The 17,347-nt window shown below is 47.8% G+C and carries 17 protein-coding genes; 12 read left to right on the top strand and 5 right to left on the bottom strand.

Features of this window, described 5'->3' with window-relative positions:
* From clpX to GX117_07425, 4 genes are all read left to right on the top strand, one after another.
* Positions 1–440 (top strand): ATP-dependent Clp protease ATP-binding subunit ClpX (gene clpX / locus GX117_07440; protein NLO33172.1); only part of this gene is annotated, 440 nt, incomplete at its 5' end.
* 162 nt (positions 441–602) lie between these two features.
* Positions 603–2,996, top strand: a complete 2,394-nt coding sequence (gene lon, locus GX117_07435) for an endopeptidase La (GenBank protein NLO33171.1) — start codon at positions 603–605, stop codon at positions 2,994–2,996.
* Positions 2,997–3,005: 9 nt separating this feature from the next.
* Entirely contained in the window at positions 3,006–3,587 is a 582-nt protein-coding gene (locus tag GX117_07430) for a YihA family ribosome biogenesis GTP-binding protein (GenBank protein NLO33170.1), read from the top strand.
* A 127-nt stretch (positions 3,588–3,714) separates the two neighbouring features.
* Positions 3,715–3,873 carry a hypothetical protein gene (locus tag GX117_07425; GenBank protein NLO33169.1) on the top strand — a complete coding sequence of 53 codons (159 nt, stop codon included), beginning with the start codon at positions 3,715–3,717 and terminating at the stop codon, positions 3,871–3,873.
* 100 nt (positions 3,874–3,973) lie between these two features.
* On the opposite strand, the gene GX117_07420 is transcribed toward GX117_07425, so the two are convergent.
* Entirely contained in the window at positions 3,974–4,573 is a 600-nt protein-coding gene (locus GX117_07420; GenBank protein NLO33168.1) for a hypothetical protein, read from the bottom strand.
* A 278-nt stretch (positions 4,574–4,851) separates the two neighbouring features.
* On the opposite strand from GX117_07420, the gene leuC reads away from it, so the two are divergent.
* The 3 genes from leuC to GX117_07405 are packed head-to-tail and all read left to right on the top strand — an operon-like array spanning position 4,852 to position 7,228.
* Entirely contained in the window at positions 4,852–6,270 is a 1,419-nt protein-coding gene (gene leuC / locus GX117_07415) for a 3-isopropylmalate dehydratase large subunit (GenBank protein NLO33167.1), read from the top strand.
* Between the two features lie 31 nt (positions 6,271–6,301).
* Entirely contained in the window at positions 6,302–6,913 is a 612-nt protein-coding gene (gene leuD, locus GX117_07410; GenBank protein ID NLO33166.1) for a 3-isopropylmalate dehydratase small subunit, read from the top strand.
* An 18-nt stretch (positions 6,914–6,931) separates the two neighbouring features.
* Positions 6,932–7,228: an FmdB family transcriptional regulator gene (locus GX117_07405; protein NLO33165.1), complete on the top strand. Its 297-nt coding sequence runs from the start codon at positions 6,932–6,934 to the stop codon at positions 7,226–7,228.
* Between the two features lie 71 nt (positions 7,229–7,299).
* Here GX117_07405 and GX117_07400 read toward each other — a convergent pair whose 3' ends face one another.
* From GX117_07400 to GX117_07385, 4 genes are all read right to left on the bottom strand, one after another.
* Complete coding sequence (locus tag GX117_07400) at positions 7,300–8,124, bottom strand: sugar phosphate isomerase/epimerase (GenBank protein NLO33164.1); 825 nt, start codon at positions 8,122–8,124, stop codon at positions 7,300–7,302.
* Positions 8,125–8,151: 27 nt separating this feature from the next.
* A complete protein-coding gene (locus GX117_07395; GenBank protein ID NLO33163.1) occupies positions 8,152–9,006 on the bottom strand; it encodes a hypothetical protein in 855 nt (284 codons plus the stop codon).
* Positions 9,003–9,809 (bottom strand): hypothetical protein, encoded by an 807-nt coding sequence (locus GX117_07390; protein NLO33162.1) that lies wholly within the window; start codon positions 9,807–9,809, stop codon positions 9,003–9,005. Before GX117_07390 ends, GX117_07395 begins: the two co-directional genes overlap by 4 nt.
* 554 nt (positions 9,810–10,363) lie before the next feature.
* A complete protein-coding gene (locus GX117_07385) occupies positions 10,364–11,137 on the bottom strand; it encodes an LmbE family protein (GenBank protein NLO33161.1) in 774 nt (257 codons plus the stop codon).
* Between the two features lie 256 nt (positions 11,138–11,393).
* On the opposite strand from GX117_07385, the gene GX117_07380 reads away from it, so the two are divergent.
* The 5 genes from GX117_07380 to lepB all read left to right on the top strand — a co-directional run.
* Complete coding sequence (locus GX117_07380) at positions 11,394–13,055, top strand: sodium/solute symporter (protein ID NLO33160.1); 1,662 nt, start codon at positions 11,394–11,396, stop codon at positions 13,053–13,055.
* A gap of 51 nt (positions 13,056–13,106) precedes the next feature.
* Positions 13,107–14,048, top strand: coding sequence for an ABC transporter permease (locus GX117_07375; protein ID NLO33159.1), 942 nt, complete (start codon positions 13,107–13,109; stop codon positions 14,046–14,048).
* Between the two features lie 86 nt (positions 14,049–14,134).
* On the top strand, positions 14,135–15,547 hold the full coding sequence (locus tag GX117_07370) for a hypothetical protein (GenBank protein NLO33158.1): 1,413 nt from the start codon (positions 14,135–14,137) through the stop codon (positions 15,545–15,547).
* Positions 15,548–15,785: 238 nt separating this feature from the next.
* Positions 15,786–16,163 carry a hypothetical protein gene (locus GX117_07365; protein NLO33157.1) on the top strand — a complete coding sequence of 126 codons (378 nt, stop codon included), beginning with the start codon at positions 15,786–15,788 and terminating at the stop codon, positions 16,161–16,163.
* Positions 16,164–16,469: 306 nt separating this feature from the next.
* Positions 16,470–17,347: signal peptidase I (gene lepB / locus GX117_07360; GenBank protein NLO33156.1), on the top strand; the 878-nt coding region annotated here is incomplete at its 3' end.

Below are 17,347 nucleotides of genomic sequence, written 5' to 3'. Positions count from 1 at the left end.
TCTTGGCCCAAGTACGTCCTGAAGATCTTATTAAGTTCGGGATGATCCCGGAATTTTCAGGTCGGCTTCCCGTCACAGCTACCTTGCATGATCTGTCGAACGAAGACCTCCAACGCATTTTGGTAGAACCTAAAAATGCATTGACACGTCAATATCAAAAGCTTTTCCAGATGGAAAAAGTCAAATTGGAATTCCAAAACGAAACTATCGCAGCTATTGCGGAAAAAGCTATTTCTCTGGATACAGGCGCAAGGGGACTGCGCGCCATTCTTGAGGAAGCGATGCTGGGATTGATGTTTGATATTCCAAGCCGCTCTGACGTGCGCGAAGTCATAATCACTCCGGGCATGATCCTAGAAAATGACGATCCTATTATCGTGTATGAACATGATAAACATAAGGAACGGATCGACAGTAATACCAATACTGCTTCCGCCTAAATTTTCATGCCAATTAGTATAACCCTCCCTCCATTCGGGCGTTGGGTAGTGCCGAAGGGGGCATGGTACGGTTCCACACAGGAATGTACTACCCACCGTATTGACGAATAGCAAAAGCTGCCGGGTGTTCGCAACACTTTCAGGCGAGAGGATTATTCAATTATGCCAGCACCAAAGAAAAAAACTTCGGACATCAAGTTAAAGTTACCCTTGGTTCCTTTGAAAGATACGGTTCTTTTCCCGAACATGGTGATACCGCTTTTTATCGGCCGACCGGCCTCTGTTGCCGCTGCTCAAAAAGCCTTTCACACAGACATACCTCTATTTTTGTGCACCCAAAAAGATCCTACCCTTGAGGAACCAACTGCGAAATCTTTATACCGTGTCGGCACTGTCGCAAAGATTGTCAATATTATGCGGCTCCCCGATGGCTCTATTAAGGTTGTAGTGGAAGGACTTTACCGAGGCAAGGTACATTCTTTTGAGCTGACCGATATGCCCTATATGGCGACAGTATCCCAGCCCGAAATTGAAGACCCCGACGATGAAGAATTAGTCGCGCTTATGCGGCTTGTACTCACCCAGTTCGAAGAGTATGTGAAACTCACCCAACGCATTGCCCCCGAGATATTTCTCACCATTCAAAATATGACGGATCCCAACCTCTTTGCTGATACGATCTGTGCCTTCTTGTTTGTGAATGTGGAAGAACGACAGAACCTACTGGGGTGTTTAAAGATCAAGGAGCGTCTTGAAAAAATGGCGATGCTCCTTTATCGGGAAATTGAACTCAACCAAATTGAACAACAGGTACGTAACCGAGTGCGCGAACAGCTGGAAAGAAGCCAGCGAGAACACTACTTACAGGAACAAGTGCGCATTATCCAACAAGAATTGGGTACACGCGACGACGGTGCAAATGAGTTTACCGAATTGCAGGAGATGATCGAAAAGTCGCGCATGCCGAAGGCGGTGAAGGAGAAGGCGGAACGGGAATACCAACGCTATGAACGGCTGCCCCTGATGAGCCCTGAAAGTGCTGTCTTGCGCGGCTATCTCGAATGGCTCTGTGATGTACCTTGGTCAAAACGCACCAAAGATACCTTAGACATCAACAAAGCTAGCGAAGTACTTGATACCGATCATTTCGGACTTAAAAAAGTCAAAGAACGGATTTTGGAATTCCTTGCTGTTCGCAAACTCAATCCCCATGGCCGCGGCCCTATCCTCTGTTTGGTTGGCCCGCCCGGTGTGGGAAAAACTTCCCTCGGTCAATCCATTGCGAAAGCGATGAACCGCAAATTCGTGCGCGTATCCTTGGGCGGTGTGCGCGATGAGGCCGAAATACGCGGTCATCGCCGCACCTATGTAGGGGCCATGCCCGGACGAATCATTCAAAGCATGAAGGATGCCCGTGTAAAAAATCCCGTGTTTATGCTTGATGAAATTGATAAGATGAGTGTTGATTTTCGCGGCGATCCTTCCTCCGCGCTTCTTGAGGCCCTCGACCCTGAGCAAAACAATCATTTCAGTGATCATTTTCTTGAAGTGGGTTTCGATTTGTCGGAAGTCTTTTTCATCACAACTGCCAACAACGAATACAACATTCCCTTCCCACTCCAAGACCGCATGGAAATTGTTCGCTTGCCCGGCTATACGCACGAAGAAAAAATGAAGATTGCCCGTATCTTTTTGATTCCGCGCACCATCAAAGAGAGCGGTATTCAAAATGAAGATATCGATTTTACCGATGAAGGATTAAATACACTTATCCAACGCTACACCCGTGAAGCGGGCGTGCGCGAATTGGAACGTTCATTAGCCAGCGTCTGCCGTAAAGTAGCACGTAAAATCGTGGACAACAACGAAGACCGAGAAAAAGTAATCTGTGCAGATCAAATTCATAGATTGCTCGGACCTCCGCCTTATGGCGATACCCTTCGCGAAGTCGAATCTGATGTTGGCGTTGCCATCGGCATGGCATGGACCCCTACAGGCGGCGAAACGCTTCGAGTCGAAACCAGCACAATGCCGGGCAAAGGTGATCTGCTCCTTACCGGTCAATTAGGGGACGTGATGAAAGAATCGGCAAAGGCCGCCTTTTCTTATATTCGTGCCAACGCAGGCAAATGGAAGTTAGCCGAAGACTTTTATAAAAACATTGACATTCATGTCCACGTTCCCGAAGGCGCCATTCCTAAAGACGGACCTTCTGCCGGATTGGCCATGATCGTGTCTTTATTGTCCGCTGTAACGGGAATCCGGCCCCAATCCGCCACTGCCATGACCGGTGAAATTACCTTACGCGGAAAAATACTGCCTGTAGGCGGTGTGAAAGAGAAAGTCCTTGCCGCGCGGCGTGCCGGTATTACAACGGTTTTATTACCCCGTGAAAACGAAAAGGATTTCCCCGATCTACCCTCCGAGGTACTGGAAGACTTGCGTTTTGTTCTTATTGACACGGTGGAAGACGCCCTTGCCGTCATCTTTCCGGATCAAGGGAAAACGGACGCAAAAAAAACAAAGGCTGGAGTCAAAAAATCCCCGAAAAAATGAGGTGACTGAATGGTACGCCCGATTGAGGCTCGTTTCATATGCAGTGTTCTACAGGCTGATCAGTTTCCCAAAACAAATTTGCCGGAAATCGCTTTCATTGGTCGGTCTAATGTGGGCAAATCTAGTTTGCTCAATGCCTTGTTGGGCAGCAAAGGCCTGGCGAAAACCAGCGGCAAACCGGGTAAAACACAGACTATCAATTTCTTCGAAGTAGAGAAAAAACGTTACTTTGTTGATTTGCCGGGCTACGGTTATGCTCGTGTCGCAAAATCGGTCAAGGAAGAATGGGGCCGTCATATGATGGCGTATTTACAGGACAGAGTCTCGCTGCAGCTTATTGTCTTACTTTTAGATGGACGCCACGAACCCATGGATAATGACTTGCACATATTGGACTTACTCGAAGAAATCGAAAAGCCTACCCTCATCGTTACGACCAAAATTGACAAAGTGAAACGTGCACTGCGAAAAAAACAACAAGAGATCACCCGTCAAGCGCTGGGCTTAGATGAAGATGCTTTAATCATTGCTGCCTCCAGCGTGACCGGAGAAGGACTCCGGGATATTTGGGAAGTTATACGTGACCTCTAACCATTTCAATAAATAATAGAATCTTTTTTTTGACAAATGGGAACTTATAGGATATCATAAGAATATATAAGGTAGTGATTGTTACCTTTAACAAAGTGACTAGGAAGAATAAACGGAGACCTCAAAAATGAAACACCTCAAAAAAGTAAGTGCCCGTGTTCAATCTCCCCAAAAGGCTGCCATGGATACTACGTTAATCCTTTACATTGTAGGCTCAGTATTTACAGGATTAGGCTCTATTTTAATCGGTATCAGCAGTACCCTTGATCCTAAATTAGACATTTAATAGGTAATATCAAGCTTTATCCCTTCCCTCTCGGCACGCCCTTCGAAACGAAGTAGGCGTGCCGGGAACAATGACAAATTATCTAACGTCAGCTATTTTGTCACGCGCCTATTGTTTTACGGGCATACACAACAAGCAATGCCAATAACAGTATGGTTCCTACAGCAATGCAAATTCTTGCGCTCCACAGTACAGTGGGGCTGAATGCATTTTCCGTATTGACCGGGGGCATTTCATCAGCTGACGAGGATTGATCTGTTTTTGAAGAGCTTTGCTTCGCCTGAAGGGAAGCGGCCATTTCTCGGGCAGTTTCTGCCATCTCAACATCTTGCTCCTTAACCGCACGTACGCCGGAGCGGGTGCTGAGAAACTTGTAGCCGTGGCTTGTCCAAAGCTCTTCCAAACGTTTTTTCCGCATGGCAGGAATTTCATAGGAAACAACGGCATTACGCATCATGGTGCGATTTAAGGTGCCCGTATAAAAGGGATCATCAGGAACAAATTCAACGACTTGAGTCGCTTTGATTTCGTGTGTATGATCCATAACCCACGCCCCGTTGATACGTATCCCGGCATAAAAGTCCGGGCCGGAACCGAGCGTAACCTTAAAGGTGGGAACATCGGCCGGCACAGGTCCATTGAGCAGTGCCTCGGTCTGCATATATCCGGCAAGCAGCAACGCAGTGATAAGCATGGTCATGTTATTTCACCTTTGCTTTGCATAGAAGAAACGTTCTGAAAACAGTGTATGTGCTTTCCTATAACTTTACCAGAATCAAAGCATATCACATGACTTCAGTGCGATAAAATTGATCTACTGACTATTTTAGAGGTATGATTTCCATAAGGATGCAAAACTTTGGATGACAACGGTGTTTCCTATGTTGCAAGGTCAGGAATCTTATCGCTGACGCGCGTGTTGTTTCTGCAACAGGACTCCATACCGTAATGCTCTATTCAAGCAATAAAAAGGAACCAATAATCATGGCAAAAACCATATATGAGAAGATATGGGACGCCCACGTCGTACACGAAACTGATGGTCAAGATGCTATTCTCTACATTGATCGGCATTTTGTCCATGAAGTAACTTCACCACAAGCTTTTGAAGGACTTCGTTTATCAGATAGATCGGTACGTCGTCCGGATCTCACCTTCGCAACCATGGATCATAATATTCCAACGACCAGCCGTGCACTGCCCATAGCGGATCAACTGAGCCGGGCACAGGTGGAAACCTTAAAGCACAATTGTAAGGAATTTGGCGTCGAATGTTTCGATATGTATGATCCACGTAACGGGATCGTTCATGTGATCGGTCCTGAACTCGGTCTGACTCGACCGGGCATGACCATCGTATGCGGCGACTCCCACACCTCGACTCATGGCGCTTTCGGAGCCCTTGCTCATGGTATCGGCACCAGTGAAGTGGAGCATGTGCTGGCGACACAGACCTTGTTGCAAAAAAGATCCTTAACCATGGAAATACGCATCAACGGCGCGCTCCCCCCCGGACTGCCCTCCAAAGATATTATTCTTGCGATTATCGGTCATATTGGCACCTCCGGCGGCAATGGTCATGTGATTGAATATACAGGCGAAGCTGTGCGCAACATGAGCATGGAAGCGCGCATGACCATGTGCAATATGAGTATTGAAGCGGGAGCCCGTGCTGGACTGATCTCTCCCGAAGAAACCACCTTTGAATACTTGAAAGGCCGTCCCTTCCTCCCGAAAAACAGAGATTGGAACGAAATGGTAGAAGGGTGGAAACAATGGGCATCTGATCCCGACTGTACCTATGATACGGTTATCGAATTGGACGCGCCGTCCATCCAACCGCAGGTTTCATGGGGAACCTCTCCGGAAATGGTGACCGGAATCAAAGGGGCTGTCCCCATACCTGATGAAATTGAAGATCCCGACAAGCGCGCGGCTTGTATCAAAGCTCTGGCTTATATGGGGTTGGAACCGGGTACACCGATGGAATCGATTGCTCCGGAAATGGTCTTTATTGGATCCTGCACCAACGGCAGAATGGAAGACCTTCGTGCCGCTGCAAAAGTATTTGAAGGTCGTAAAAAAGCGGATTCTCTGCAGGTGCTCGTAGTGCCCGGATCCAGCATTGTCAAGAAACAGGCCGAAGAAGAAGGACTGGACAAGATTTTTATTGAAGCCGGATGCGAATGGCGCGAACCGGGCTGCTCCATGTGTCTCGCCATGAATGATGACCGCCTTAAACCGGGCCAACGCTGCGCATCCACATCCAACCGAAACTTCGAAGGGCGTCAAGGCAAAGGCGGACGCACCCACCTTGTCAGTCCCGCCATGGCAGCAGCTGCGGCAGTAGCCGGTCATTTTGTTGATATCCGTGACTGGGAATATAAAGAAGTATAAAAAAGGCTTTACATAAAGAGAGGATCCCATAATGAAATCGTTCACAACCCATCAGGGCATTGTTGCACCCCTCGAAGCGATGAACGTCGATACGGACCAAATCATACCCAAACAATTTTTGAAGCGTATTGAACGTACCGGCTACGGCGACGTGCTCTTTTACGATTGGCGCTATGAGGATGACGGAAAAATCCCGAACTCAGATTTCGAACTGAATGCGCCCCGCTATCATAATGCAAGCATTTTATTGACCAAAGATAATTTTGGCTGCGGTTCTTCCCGTGAACATGCGCCATGGGCATTGTCTGACTACGGTTTCCGTGCCTTGATCGCGCCTTCCTTTGCAGACATCTTTTATAACAATTGTTTCAACAATGCGTTGCTCCCGATCACCTTGGATCATGATACGGTGCAGGCTTTGTTCGAAGAAGTACGCAATACGGAGGGCTACACGCTCACTGTAGATCTTCAAAGCCAGAAAATTATCAAGCCTGACGGAAGCAGTATTGATTTCACAATTCAGCCTTTTTTACGCGATCGCCTGCTCAATGGTTGGGATCAAATCGGACTCACCTTGCAGCATGAAGAAAAAATTACGGAATACGAACGCGCCAAAGCCTTGCCTTGTTCCAAGCGTTTATAAATCAGTTGAGGAACTACGTTGCCTGTCTACACCTACCAAATAATCAATGAAGATGGTTCAGACGGAGAATGCTTTGAGGTGATCCATGGGATGAATGATCCGCCTCTAACGGTGCATCCTGAAACAGGACGACCTGTTAAGCGGGTCTTTACCGCGCCCCATATTGCAGGATGGGGCAATTCACGACAAGCAAAAGAAATGCTCAGTGATGCCAATGTGGAGAAGCACGGATTTACCAAGTACGTACGCAGCGGTAAAGGGCAATACGAAAAACGAGCAGGAAAAGGACCGGGCACAATCGACGTGAGCGATTAGTCGCCCGTCCGCTGTACCGGCGCTTCTCACGTGGCGCTGCCAAAGAAGAGCTGACCTTTCGTAAGCGCCATTTACACAGCAGTCAAATAGCTTTGCTGTATGCGCTCCACTAAGGCAGACTGATCCCATGCCCAAAATTGATCCGAGAATAGTTCCACTTCTATAAAGCCTTGGAAACCGGCATCCTCCACCCATCCGCGAATCAAGGGGATATTGATACATCCCTCGCCCATCATGCCGCGATCATTTAAAAGATGGCGGGTAGGTGTGCGCCAATCTGAAACATGAAAAGCAAAGATCTTTTGGCCGGCTCGGGAAATTTCCGATTTCAACATGGGATCCCACCAAACATGGTACACGTCCACACACACCCCCAGCCACGGTGAAGCTAGGATAGTGACCATATTGTTCGCCTGCTCTAAGGTATTCACAGCGCTTCGATCGTCGGCATACATGGGGTGCAGTGCTTCGATCGCTAGACGCACTCCCGCCGATTCTGCATGAGGCAGGACAGCGGCGATGCCATCCGTAATATGTTGGCGGGCGTCGGGCAAGGGTATACCCGGGACGGCGCCACAAACCAATACGACAAGGGGCGCGCCAATTTCTGCAGCCTCATCAATGATGCGCTTATTTTCATCCCGTGCATCTTGGCGGGCTTGCGCTCCCGCTGCCGGGAAAAAACCGCCTCGGCATAGGCTGACAACGTGCAGCCCCGATTCACGCAGTCTTTTGCCCGCTTCTTTAGCGCCATAAGGCTCCAGATGATTTCGCCAAACCGTGATACCGGGTATTCCCGCCTTTGTGTATCCGTCAATCGCTTCTTCCAGCGACCACGGTTTGGTGGTCATCGTGTGTAGGCACAGGCGTGAATAATTGTAAAGTTTCTGAGTCATCTTCTTTTCTCTTCAGGCTCGCTATAATCAAATGTGTACGCGAAAGGCGCGCAAAGGGTTAATCCGTTCCGGTTGGCCGTGCTTCGCCCAAGACGCCTCCACCTGTGCCCTCCGCTCCTTTTGTGCCTTACGTACTTCCGGCATCCACACGCGCAAATCCAGAGACTCATGCATCAACGCTCCCAAAAAGGGGACTAGCAAGAGGTCTGAGAGAGCATCACAAAAAGAATCATATAACTGAACATGATTTTTCATTCGTTTCTTGGCGTCATACTCCACGTTAAATTGCACCGCTTCCAAATCAATGAAATAGAAATTCTTGCCGTCTGCCGTATAAATATTTTTACCGGAAAGATCAGCATGATAAGCCTGCACAGTCTCCAGTTCCTTTACGGCAAGGGCAAGATGATGCAAAAAATCGGAGAGGCTTTCTTTCGTCACGCCTGCCAAAATCAGTTCACTCAGATAACTTTCAACGTCTCGGCAATGGTTGAGATTGCGAAATATATACCAACTCTTCACGACTACCCCGGCAACCTTCCGCTCCACATAGGCCAAGGGTTCCGCCACGTGAATGCCATACATACGCAGATAATTGCCCGCCCGCCAAGGGAGCCGGTGTTTGTTATTATTTCTGAAAGGGATGCACATCCCTAAAAGAAAGGAAGAGCGGCGCTCCTTAATAATCCAATCGCCGACCGTGCTAACACTTGTTTTTTTGGTCTTTTTGACCAGTTCTTTATCGGCCGATAAAAGAGATTGAATTTGTTCCTTATTGAGATCTTGACGCGCATAGACTCGACGATACCAGGACTTCAATATTTTAAAGCCCGGCGGACATATCACCCTAGATTCGCGTTGTTTATGAATATCTTCAGTCATTTCCCGGGAATTCTCCGAAAAGATACAGCATCCGACAAGTGCCCCTTGATCTTATAATACCTATCAAGCCATTTATTGAAAGAGATGGCTCCATAACCCTCCAGTACTATATCAAAAAACTGCCGGCGGTACCCAAGCTTTAGAAAAGAGCGACGGAGACGGAGGAGATTACATTGACGCCTGAATAGGGATACACTTTTTCCAATGACGGCCCTGTCAAAATCTAAGAGGAAAGGGATGCCGCCGCTTATAAAGATATTTTTTACTTGTAAATCGGCATGAAGCACATCGGCATCATGCATTTCACGGATGGCTTGACCACAGGCAAAGAGCACCGGTCTGCACCTCTCCAAATCCTCTTTAAAAAGATCCAGCCATTGCGCCAAATCTTCCCCTTCCAAAGCCTCTGTGGCTAAAGCGCCTGTATAGAAGAATCCAATGCGAAGCCACCGAACGCCCAGCAGCCGCGGCACAGGAAGCCCCAATTGCAGGATACGGGCATGAAGCGAAAATTCAGATAAGGGGCGATTATCAAATAAATAATAGCGGCGCAACACATATTTCATCATGCCGCCCCGTAGAAATTGGCGCAGAATACCCCACCGCCCGGGGAGCCACTCAAACTTCAGCATGCTTCCCCGCCCGAGAGTCGAAAGCGCTTCGCAGCCCTCCTCTTTAAAAAGGGCTTGTTGAATCGCCGTTGATCCTTCATGAAAGACCAAGCCTTGTTGTCTGCCGTCTTTGACAGCTATAAATGGGGAACGGATTCCCTCAGGCAGTTGATTTAGCAGCTTACAAATCATTCACATAAGACACTTTACTTTTTTAAGATTAGTACCTATAAAACAATAAGACTTTATGGGCAAAACCCATTGCGTTCAGCGGTACTCCTTGACCGCTTCAGGAGTGATGCCTCCTTTATCTTGGGGCATACACATTATTCTCCCTTTCTACAAGACCAAAAACAAGAACAATTATAGGGCATTTACTGAGGATCTCACAAAAGAACCCGCAACAGAATCTATATCTCAAATTCGCATTATCCACGATTCAAAGAAACACTGAAGCGTGAGTTATCCACAAGCTATCCACAGCCTATACGTAGGGGCAAGAAAATGCCCTTTATAACATTATCCTATTGATATTAAAGGAATTAAACCTTAAGTGGAGTAAACATGCCGGATTAAACAGATATAGGAAGCCCTTCCTAGGCAAGGTTATTAACTCTAATTGTTGCAAGCCTAAAGAGGATTTTTGAAAGGTTGTTGAAGAAGGTAACACGAAGACAGAGCATGAAAAAGTTCTGTTTTTCGGTATTTTTGTCTATCTTATTCCCTTTCGCTTTTTAGCGGCTTCACTAGGGCTTTGGCTCATAATAATTTTTCGACAATGCTTTTTCGAGCGGATTCGTTCCTGCCGCACAAAAACCAAGGGGATTATGAAAACGCCAGCCTTCTGCCTGTTCAAAATATCCGGACATCTGCCCTACCGTCTTCTCCATATCCGCCATAGCGATCAGATAACTGTCTAAGCCCTGGCTTTGATCCAACCAGAGTTTTTGACTTTCATGGCAAGCAAGCGCCTGTGTTTTAAGTTCTTGAACTTCGCTAATATCCACAAAAAAGTCGGGCGCGATTTTCTTGCCGAATTGATCACGTAACCCATAGGGCAGGCAATGGTAAAGAACCGTATCTTTTTGATAGGGTGTTTTTTCCGGGTCGGTTATAAAATTGGGCATAGCACGGGCAAAGGCGGCGCTGACCACAAGGCGGCAGGTATTGATATGATCTTCCATATATTCTTCCAAAGAGTGGGTCAAGATAATATCCGGCTGCACTTCGCGAATCACAGCGCCGACACGACTCAACAAAGGAAGCGTATAGAGTACTTCCAAATCATCGACCAAAGGAGCGTGAAAATGCGCCTTCATTACCTGTGCCGCATTTTTTGCCTCAGCGAGGCGAATACGCGCCGTCGTCTCACGATCAGTGGTCATGGTGCCGCAGCTTCCTGATGCCACAATAAAAACGTGTATCTCGTAGCCTGCCCGTTCCAACAACATCAACGTTCCCGCCATCATAAATTCGATATCGTCGGGATGAGCGCCTACGGCAAGTGCGATCTGTTTCATTATTCCTCCAAATTAATAAGTTGTATTTTCTTATATCTTACAAGAAGACCGGCTGTGAATTCGCTTTTTGTCCTCACTGCAAAAAGTATTCTAGCAAACATAAGGAATTCTTTGCTTTGGAAAGTATAAGAACCGGCAAAGGGAAAAACAAAGAGGAGGCTTCGCAAGCCCTCCGTATTGAATCACCCCCTATAATTCTGGGTACACTATAATCTGTGTACACAACTAACACTACAATTGAGAAGGGGTATTTCGTATGGTTTCATTTACCACCTTTGACTGGTTAATGATAGCGGCCTATTTTGCCTTGCTCGCAGGCGTGATTGTGTATACCATGCGCAAACAAGAAACTTCTGCCGATTATTTTTTGGCAGGGCGCAACATAGGCTGGTTTGTCATTGGTGCTTCTCTCTTCGCTTCAAACATAGGCTCTGAACACCTTGTAGGCCTTGCCGAATCGGGCGCTAAAAGCGGGGTCGCCATGGCCCATTACGAATTGCACGCTTGGTGTCTTCTCGTCTTGGGATGGGTCCTTGTCCCCTTTTATTATCGTTCCGGGGTCTATACGATGCCGGAATTTTTAGAGAAACGTTATAATGCCGCGACCCGCTGGATCCTCTCTTTGGTCAGTCTCATGGCCTACGTCTTTACAAAAGTCAGTGTCACGGTTTACGCGGGCGCAGTGGTTATCCAAACGCTTTTACCCGAACTAGAGATAGGGGGAATCAACAGTTTTTGGTTAGGAGCCGTATTCGTCGTATTGATTACCGGCGTGTACACTATATTTGGTGGATTGCGCGCCGTCGTTTATACAGATGCCGCGCAAACCGTGGTGCTCATCCTCGGTTCCCTGTGCATGACCGCCATCGGCTTGTATCATTTGGGCGGTTGGGGAGAACTGCGCGAAATCAGCGGCAGTGCCCGTTTCAATTTGTGGCGGCCATGGAACGATCCTGAATTTCCTTGGGTAGGGATGCTTTTCGCCGCTCCGATTACAGGCCTGTGGTACTGGTGTACAGACCAGTACATCGTTCAGCGAACATTGGCGGCACGCAATCTGAAGCTCGCACGGCGGGGCACGATTTTCGGCGCCTATTTGAAACTGACCCCCGTGTTTTTATTTATCATTCCCGGCATGATCGCCTACGCCTTATCCCAAAAAGGACTGCTTCAACTCAACGATACAGACCAAGCCTTTCCCGCCTTGGTGAGTCAATTGCTGCCCTCGGGATTGCGGGGATTGGTGGTGGCGGGGCTCCTTGCTGCGCTCATGAGTTCCTTATCCTCCCTCTTCAATTCCTGCTCAACACTGTTCACCATCGACATTTACAAAAAATTGAAGCCCGATTCGTCGGAGCGCGAAATGGTCTTTGTAGGACGCCTTGCGACCATGGTAATCGTAGCCCTTGGTTTATTGTGGATTCCCGCCATGCGCCATGTATCCGGCGCCCTATATGAATATCTGCAAAATGTACAAGGCTATCTTGCTCCGCCCATGACCGCCGTCTTTTTCCTAGGTGTATTCTGGAAGCGCATTAACGGAACCGGCGCCGTCATCACCTTACTGTCCGGCTTTGTTTTAGGATTGACGAAGCTGAGTTGTCAGGTTCTGGCAGGATACTATACGGCAACAGAGGCGAGCGCCCTGCCCCTTATCCTGCGTACATTGATTGCCTACGGCAGCATTAACTTTTTGATCTTCGGCGTTATCCTATTTGTATATTGCTGTTTCACCTTGGTACTGTTCAGCTTGCTCACGCCGGCGCCGGCTGCCGCGCAGATCGAAAACCTTTGCTTTGCATCGACGACCCCCGAGGAACGCCGCCATGTGCGGGCAAGTTGGAATCGATGGGATATTATCAATTCTGTTCTTATTTTGCTTCTTATTTTAAGTCTCTATCTCTATTTTACCGGATAAACAAACACGATATTTTGGTTGCCGCCATTCATCGTTTAAGACAGGAAACTTATGGGTAATTTTATCGCGAAACATTCTCCTATCTTTATTTTAGCGCTGCTGTGTATCGTTCTCGCTTTTGCGTCCCCCCTATTTCGTTCACCCGAAAACATGCAAAATGTCATGCAGCGGACAGCGGTCGTTGGGATTTTAGCCTTGGGCCAATTGCTGGTCATTTTGACGGCAGGCATTGATTTGTCCGTTGGCAGTGTGGCGGCTTTAGGCGGCGTGGTCGGCTGCATTGCCATGGTGAACCACGGCGTACCCGTCCTTCCCGGGATTTTTATTGGTACCGGAACCGGTCTCGTTTGCGGCGTGGTCAGTGGTCTATTGGTCGCCAAAGGGCGTATCCCTCCTTTTATCGTGACCCTTGGCATGATGATGGCAGCGCGCGGTTTCGCGCTCATCGCATCAGGAGCCGTTCCCATCTTCAACCTTCCCGACAGCTTTTCGTGGCTCGGCGGCACGCGCGGTTGGTGGCTTCCAACAGGATTGATGTTTGGACTCGCGGCAATAATCGCCTTTATGTTGCGCTACACCCGGTTCGGGCGGTCCCTCTACGCCGTAGGCGGCAACAATGAAGCGGCACGGTTATCCGGGGTGCCTGTAGATTGGATACGTATCGGCGCATATACGATCAGCGGCGCTTGCGCAGGATTCGGCGGCATGATGATGGCGTCGCGAAGCGGCGTCGCCTCACCGACAGAATTGCAAATGTATGAACTGAATGCTGTGGCGGCTTGCGTCATCGGCGGTGCCAGTCTTGCCGGCGGAGAAGGCGGCGCTTTTGTCGCCATTGCCGGCGCACTCATTATGACGGTACTGCAAAATTTCTGTAACCTCCACGATATTAATGTACACTGGCAACAGATCCTTGTGGGCACATTGCTTGTAACTTTGGTATTTTATGATAATCACCGCAAACGGAAATCCGGTCTGATGCGACAATTGTGATCCTTGAAAAACTGTAGAAAATTCAATTTCGGCTTCTCTCAAACTACAAACAATATCATGAATCAACCATAAAGAAAATATTGGTTATGAACACCTATCGATTTCACATATCCTTCAGTTCCCTCTTGATTATTTTTGGCGCCTGTTTATTGGCAGTTACGCCGGTGAAAAAAGCACAGGCAACGACCGATGTTTCGTTCTGGTTAAGCACGCAGGACGGGAAAAAACAACTTTCTCGGGAGATGGATATTGCCTGGGAGGAACCCTGTCCCTGTGATCCCCTCCTCGTTCGTGTTACGGCGGCGACAACCTATCAACCCGTGCTCGGCTTAGGTTCTTCTTGGGACCATGCCACCTGCGAAAATTTATTTAAATTACCGGAGACAACTCGCAACGAAGTCATCAAAAAATTGGTGTGCCCCATAGAGGGTATCGGCATGAATCTGATGCGTCTGTGCATCGGTGCCAGCGACTTCATCGGCGAGGCTTATTACACCTATGATGATTTACCGGCCGGGCAAACAGATCCTGAATTAACGCATTTTTCCATAGAAAAAGATCGGGCATACCTGATTCCCGTCATCAAGAAATCCATGGAATATAATCCTGATATTCTTTTCTTTGCCTCCCCCTGGAGTCCTCCCGCGTGGATGAAGACGAGCGGAACTCTTGGCGGCGGTTCGGTGAAACCCGAGTATTACGACCTATGGGCACTGTACTTGGCGCGCTATATTGAAGCCTATGCAGCGGAAGGCATTCCTATTCACGCGATTACCTTGCAAAATGAACCGCGTATGTCTCATAAAGACTACCCGACCACGTTATGGACCGGAGAAGAACAGCGCGATTTTATCAAGGATCATCTGGGCCCGCTCTTTAAAGAACAGGGCATTAAAACAGCCGTGTGGTGCTGGGATCATAACTGGAATAATCTCGACTTTCCGCGAACAATCATCGCCAACCCCGCCAGTGCCGTTTATGTTGAGGGAACTGCCTTTCATTTGTATGAAGGTAAAGTGAGCGCGCAAAAACATCTGAAAGAAAACTATCCGGATAAAGATATCTTTTTTACGGAAGGCTCTGTTTTTGGCGCAGCGGGCGCTTCCTTGATCACCGATATTTTCAGGAATTGGTCGCGGAGCTACAACGCATGGGTAACAATCTTGGATGAGAAACGACAGCCCAATAGAGGTCCCCATAAAGCCGACGCCACTTGTATTGAATTAAAACAGGATTTGAGTGTTCAATACCGCTCCGACTACTTCCTCTACGGTCAATTCATGAATTTCATCCAACGTGACGCTGTCAGAATCAATAGCGATGTCAAAGAAACGCGCCTCTTTAATCACATTGCCTTTCAAAACCCTGACGGATCAATTCTTTTTATTGCTGTCAACGCCTCGCGATCGCCGCAAGCCTTTTCGATCGAATGGGAACAGCGTATTGCGCGTTCAGAATTACCGAGCCGTTCCGTCGGTACTTTCATTTGGTTTCCATAATTAGAAACTCCATTTTTGACTTGAAGATTCAATCCCTTTCTTGCCGAAAAAGTAGGGAACACCTTTCACCTCTTTTTAATAAAGTTGATTATTCTTTTTTTCTCTGATACCATAGGTTGCCCTTTATAAGCAAGTTCGACATAAAGCGCTACAGGGCGCGAATGGATGTGATTTTGCTTTTGATTGAATATCTTTTAAGATGTTCTTTTAAAAGATATTGAAAGGAGTTGATACTTTAATGATTTCCGAGGCCAATTTAAAACGTTTTGAAAAAATGTTGATTGAAGAACGCGATCGTTTAATATCAAGTATCCAAAACATTGAAGAGGCGGCACGTACAGAATCGGGACGGGAGCACGGTGCTGATTTGTATGGGTATGCCGAAAGCGGAACCGACAACTTTAATTTGGAAACGGCTTTAAATATTGCAAGCAGTGAATCCAAGCAGCTGCGCGATGTTCTTGATGCCTTAGAACGAATTAAAAAAGGGAGTTATGGCGTTTGCGAAGGCAGTGGCAAACCAATCCCCCTTAAACGGCTAAAAGCAATCCCTTCAGCTCGGTACTGCATGGAATATCAACGGATTCTTGAAGACGAGATGTCGTCAAACATGTAATTAACAGGTCCTTTAACCTATCCCTATGGAAACAGGTCTATTGGGGGCATTTGAGGACGCTGCCTAGCCGGCTACCGCTTCACCTCATCGGGGAAAGATTTAAAACGCGCTCAGACACATTTACATTTAGCAAAGACCTATCCTTCGCGAAACCTATCCTCTCCTTTTCATTTTCGTCTCCCCCCTGCATCTCCCATTTTTTTCTGCATTGGTATCATTGACTGGTTTCATGTTACCATAAATCCGTTTCCACCCTTTTCCCCGCGTGGATAACCCTTTAAACTCATTCCATTAAGGCTATTTATTATGGCGAAGAAAAGAAACGATCAACAGGATAGAAACCAAGAACAGTCGGTCAGTGCGCTGCCTCGTACCGCTGTATATCCCGGCGGCTTCCTGTTTTTGATCGGTTTAGCAGCATTTTACATGAGCGGCAAAGCCAATCCCGGTATGTTTACATGGCATAGTTATGTCTCCATTATCCTTATGATCTTGGGCGCTATCCTTTGGTTTACTGCAGGCATGACACGAAGACAGATTTTTGAGTGGCTTCGCAGTGCCGCCATTGCCTTATTTGTCGCCTTGGCTATCCGATGGGCTTTAGTCGAACCGTACCGCATCCCTTCTGGCTCCATGGAGACGACCTTACACGGAGACCCCGGTTTTGGCAAAGGAGACCGTGTTTTTGTAAACAAATGGTTTTACGGAATCCGCTTTCCTTTTATGAACAAGCGCATGTGGACCGGTGCGCCGCCCGAACGTTGGGATCTTGTCGTTTTTAAGAGTGTGGAAGAAGATGCCATTCATAAAACCTTGGTGAAACGTATCGTAGGCATGCCCGGAGAAAAGATCCTGATCCGAGACGGGCAGGTCTTTGTCGATGGGACCGCTTTAGAGATTCCCGATTCCCTGCCAGAACATCAGGTGTACACGTCCCCTTTGGGCGCGCCCTATGGCGTTGTAGATTCCGATGCGTACACAAACATCCCCGACGATTCCTATCTTGTTCTCGGCGATAATAGCGCGCACAGCCGCGACGGCCGTTATTTCGGGTGGCTCCCCAGCAATCATATCGTAGGCCGTGTTTCCTGTATCTGGTGGCCGCCTCCGCGCTGGCGAGACTTTACCGGTTTCTCAAAAACGCTGTGGTGGAAGATAAGCGTCGCCATTGTACTGATCCTGAT

This window comes from Candidatus Hydrogenedentota bacterium, from assembly GCA_012523015.1.
Classification (GTDB): Bacteria; Hydrogenedentota; Hydrogenedentia; order Hydrogenedentales; family CAITNO01; genus JAAYBJ01.
This window is presented reverse-complemented; position numbering and strand designations above follow the sequence as displayed.

Bases quoted from the DNA above. Each gene is read 5' to 3' on its own strand.
- GX117_07395 (NLO33163.1), bottom strand. From the start codon at position 9,006: ATGACTGAAGATATTCATAAACAACGCGAATCTAGGGTGATATGTCCG.
- GX117_07380 (NLO33160.1), top strand. From the start codon at position 11,394: ATGGTTTCATTTACCACCTTTGACTGGTTAATGATAGCGGCCTATTTT.
- GX117_07365 (NLO33157.1), top strand. From the start codon at position 15,786: ATGATTTCCGAGGCCAATTTAAAACGTTTTGAAAAAATGTTGATTGAA.
- GX117_07420 (NLO33168.1), bottom strand. From the start codon at position 4,573: ATGACCATGCTTATCACTGCGTTGCTGCTTGCCGGATATATGCAGACC.
- GX117_07385 (NLO33161.1), bottom strand. From the start codon at position 11,137: ATGAAACAGATCGCACTTGCCGTAGGCGCTCATCCCGACGATATCGAA.
- GX117_07400 (NLO33164.1), bottom strand. From the start codon at position 8,124: ATGACTCAGAAACTTTACAATTATTCACGCCTGTGCCTACACACGATG.
- GX117_07370 (NLO33158.1), top strand. From the start codon at position 14,135: ATGAACACCTATCGATTTCACATATCCTTCAGTTCCCTCTTGATTATT.
- GX117_07430 (NLO33170.1), top strand. From the start codon at position 3,006: ATGGTACGCCCGATTGAGGCTCGTTTCATATGCAGTGTTCTACAGGCT.
- GX117_07390 (NLO33162.1), bottom strand. From the start codon at position 9,809: ATGATTTGTAAGCTGCTAAATCAACTGCCTGAGGGAATCCGTTCCCCA.
- GX117_07425 (NLO33169.1), top strand. From the start codon at position 3,715: ATGAAACACCTCAAAAAAGTAAGTGCCCGTGTTCAATCTCCCCAAAAG.
- leuD (NLO33166.1), top strand. From the start codon at position 6,302: ATGAAATCGTTCACAACCCATCAGGGCATTGTTGCACCCCTCGAAGCG.
- lon (NLO33171.1), top strand. From the start codon at position 603: ATGCCAGCACCAAAGAAAAAAACTTCGGACATCAAGTTAAAGTTACCC.
- GX117_07375 (NLO33159.1), top strand. From the start codon at position 13,107: ATGGGTAATTTTATCGCGAAACATTCTCCTATCTTTATTTTAGCGCTG.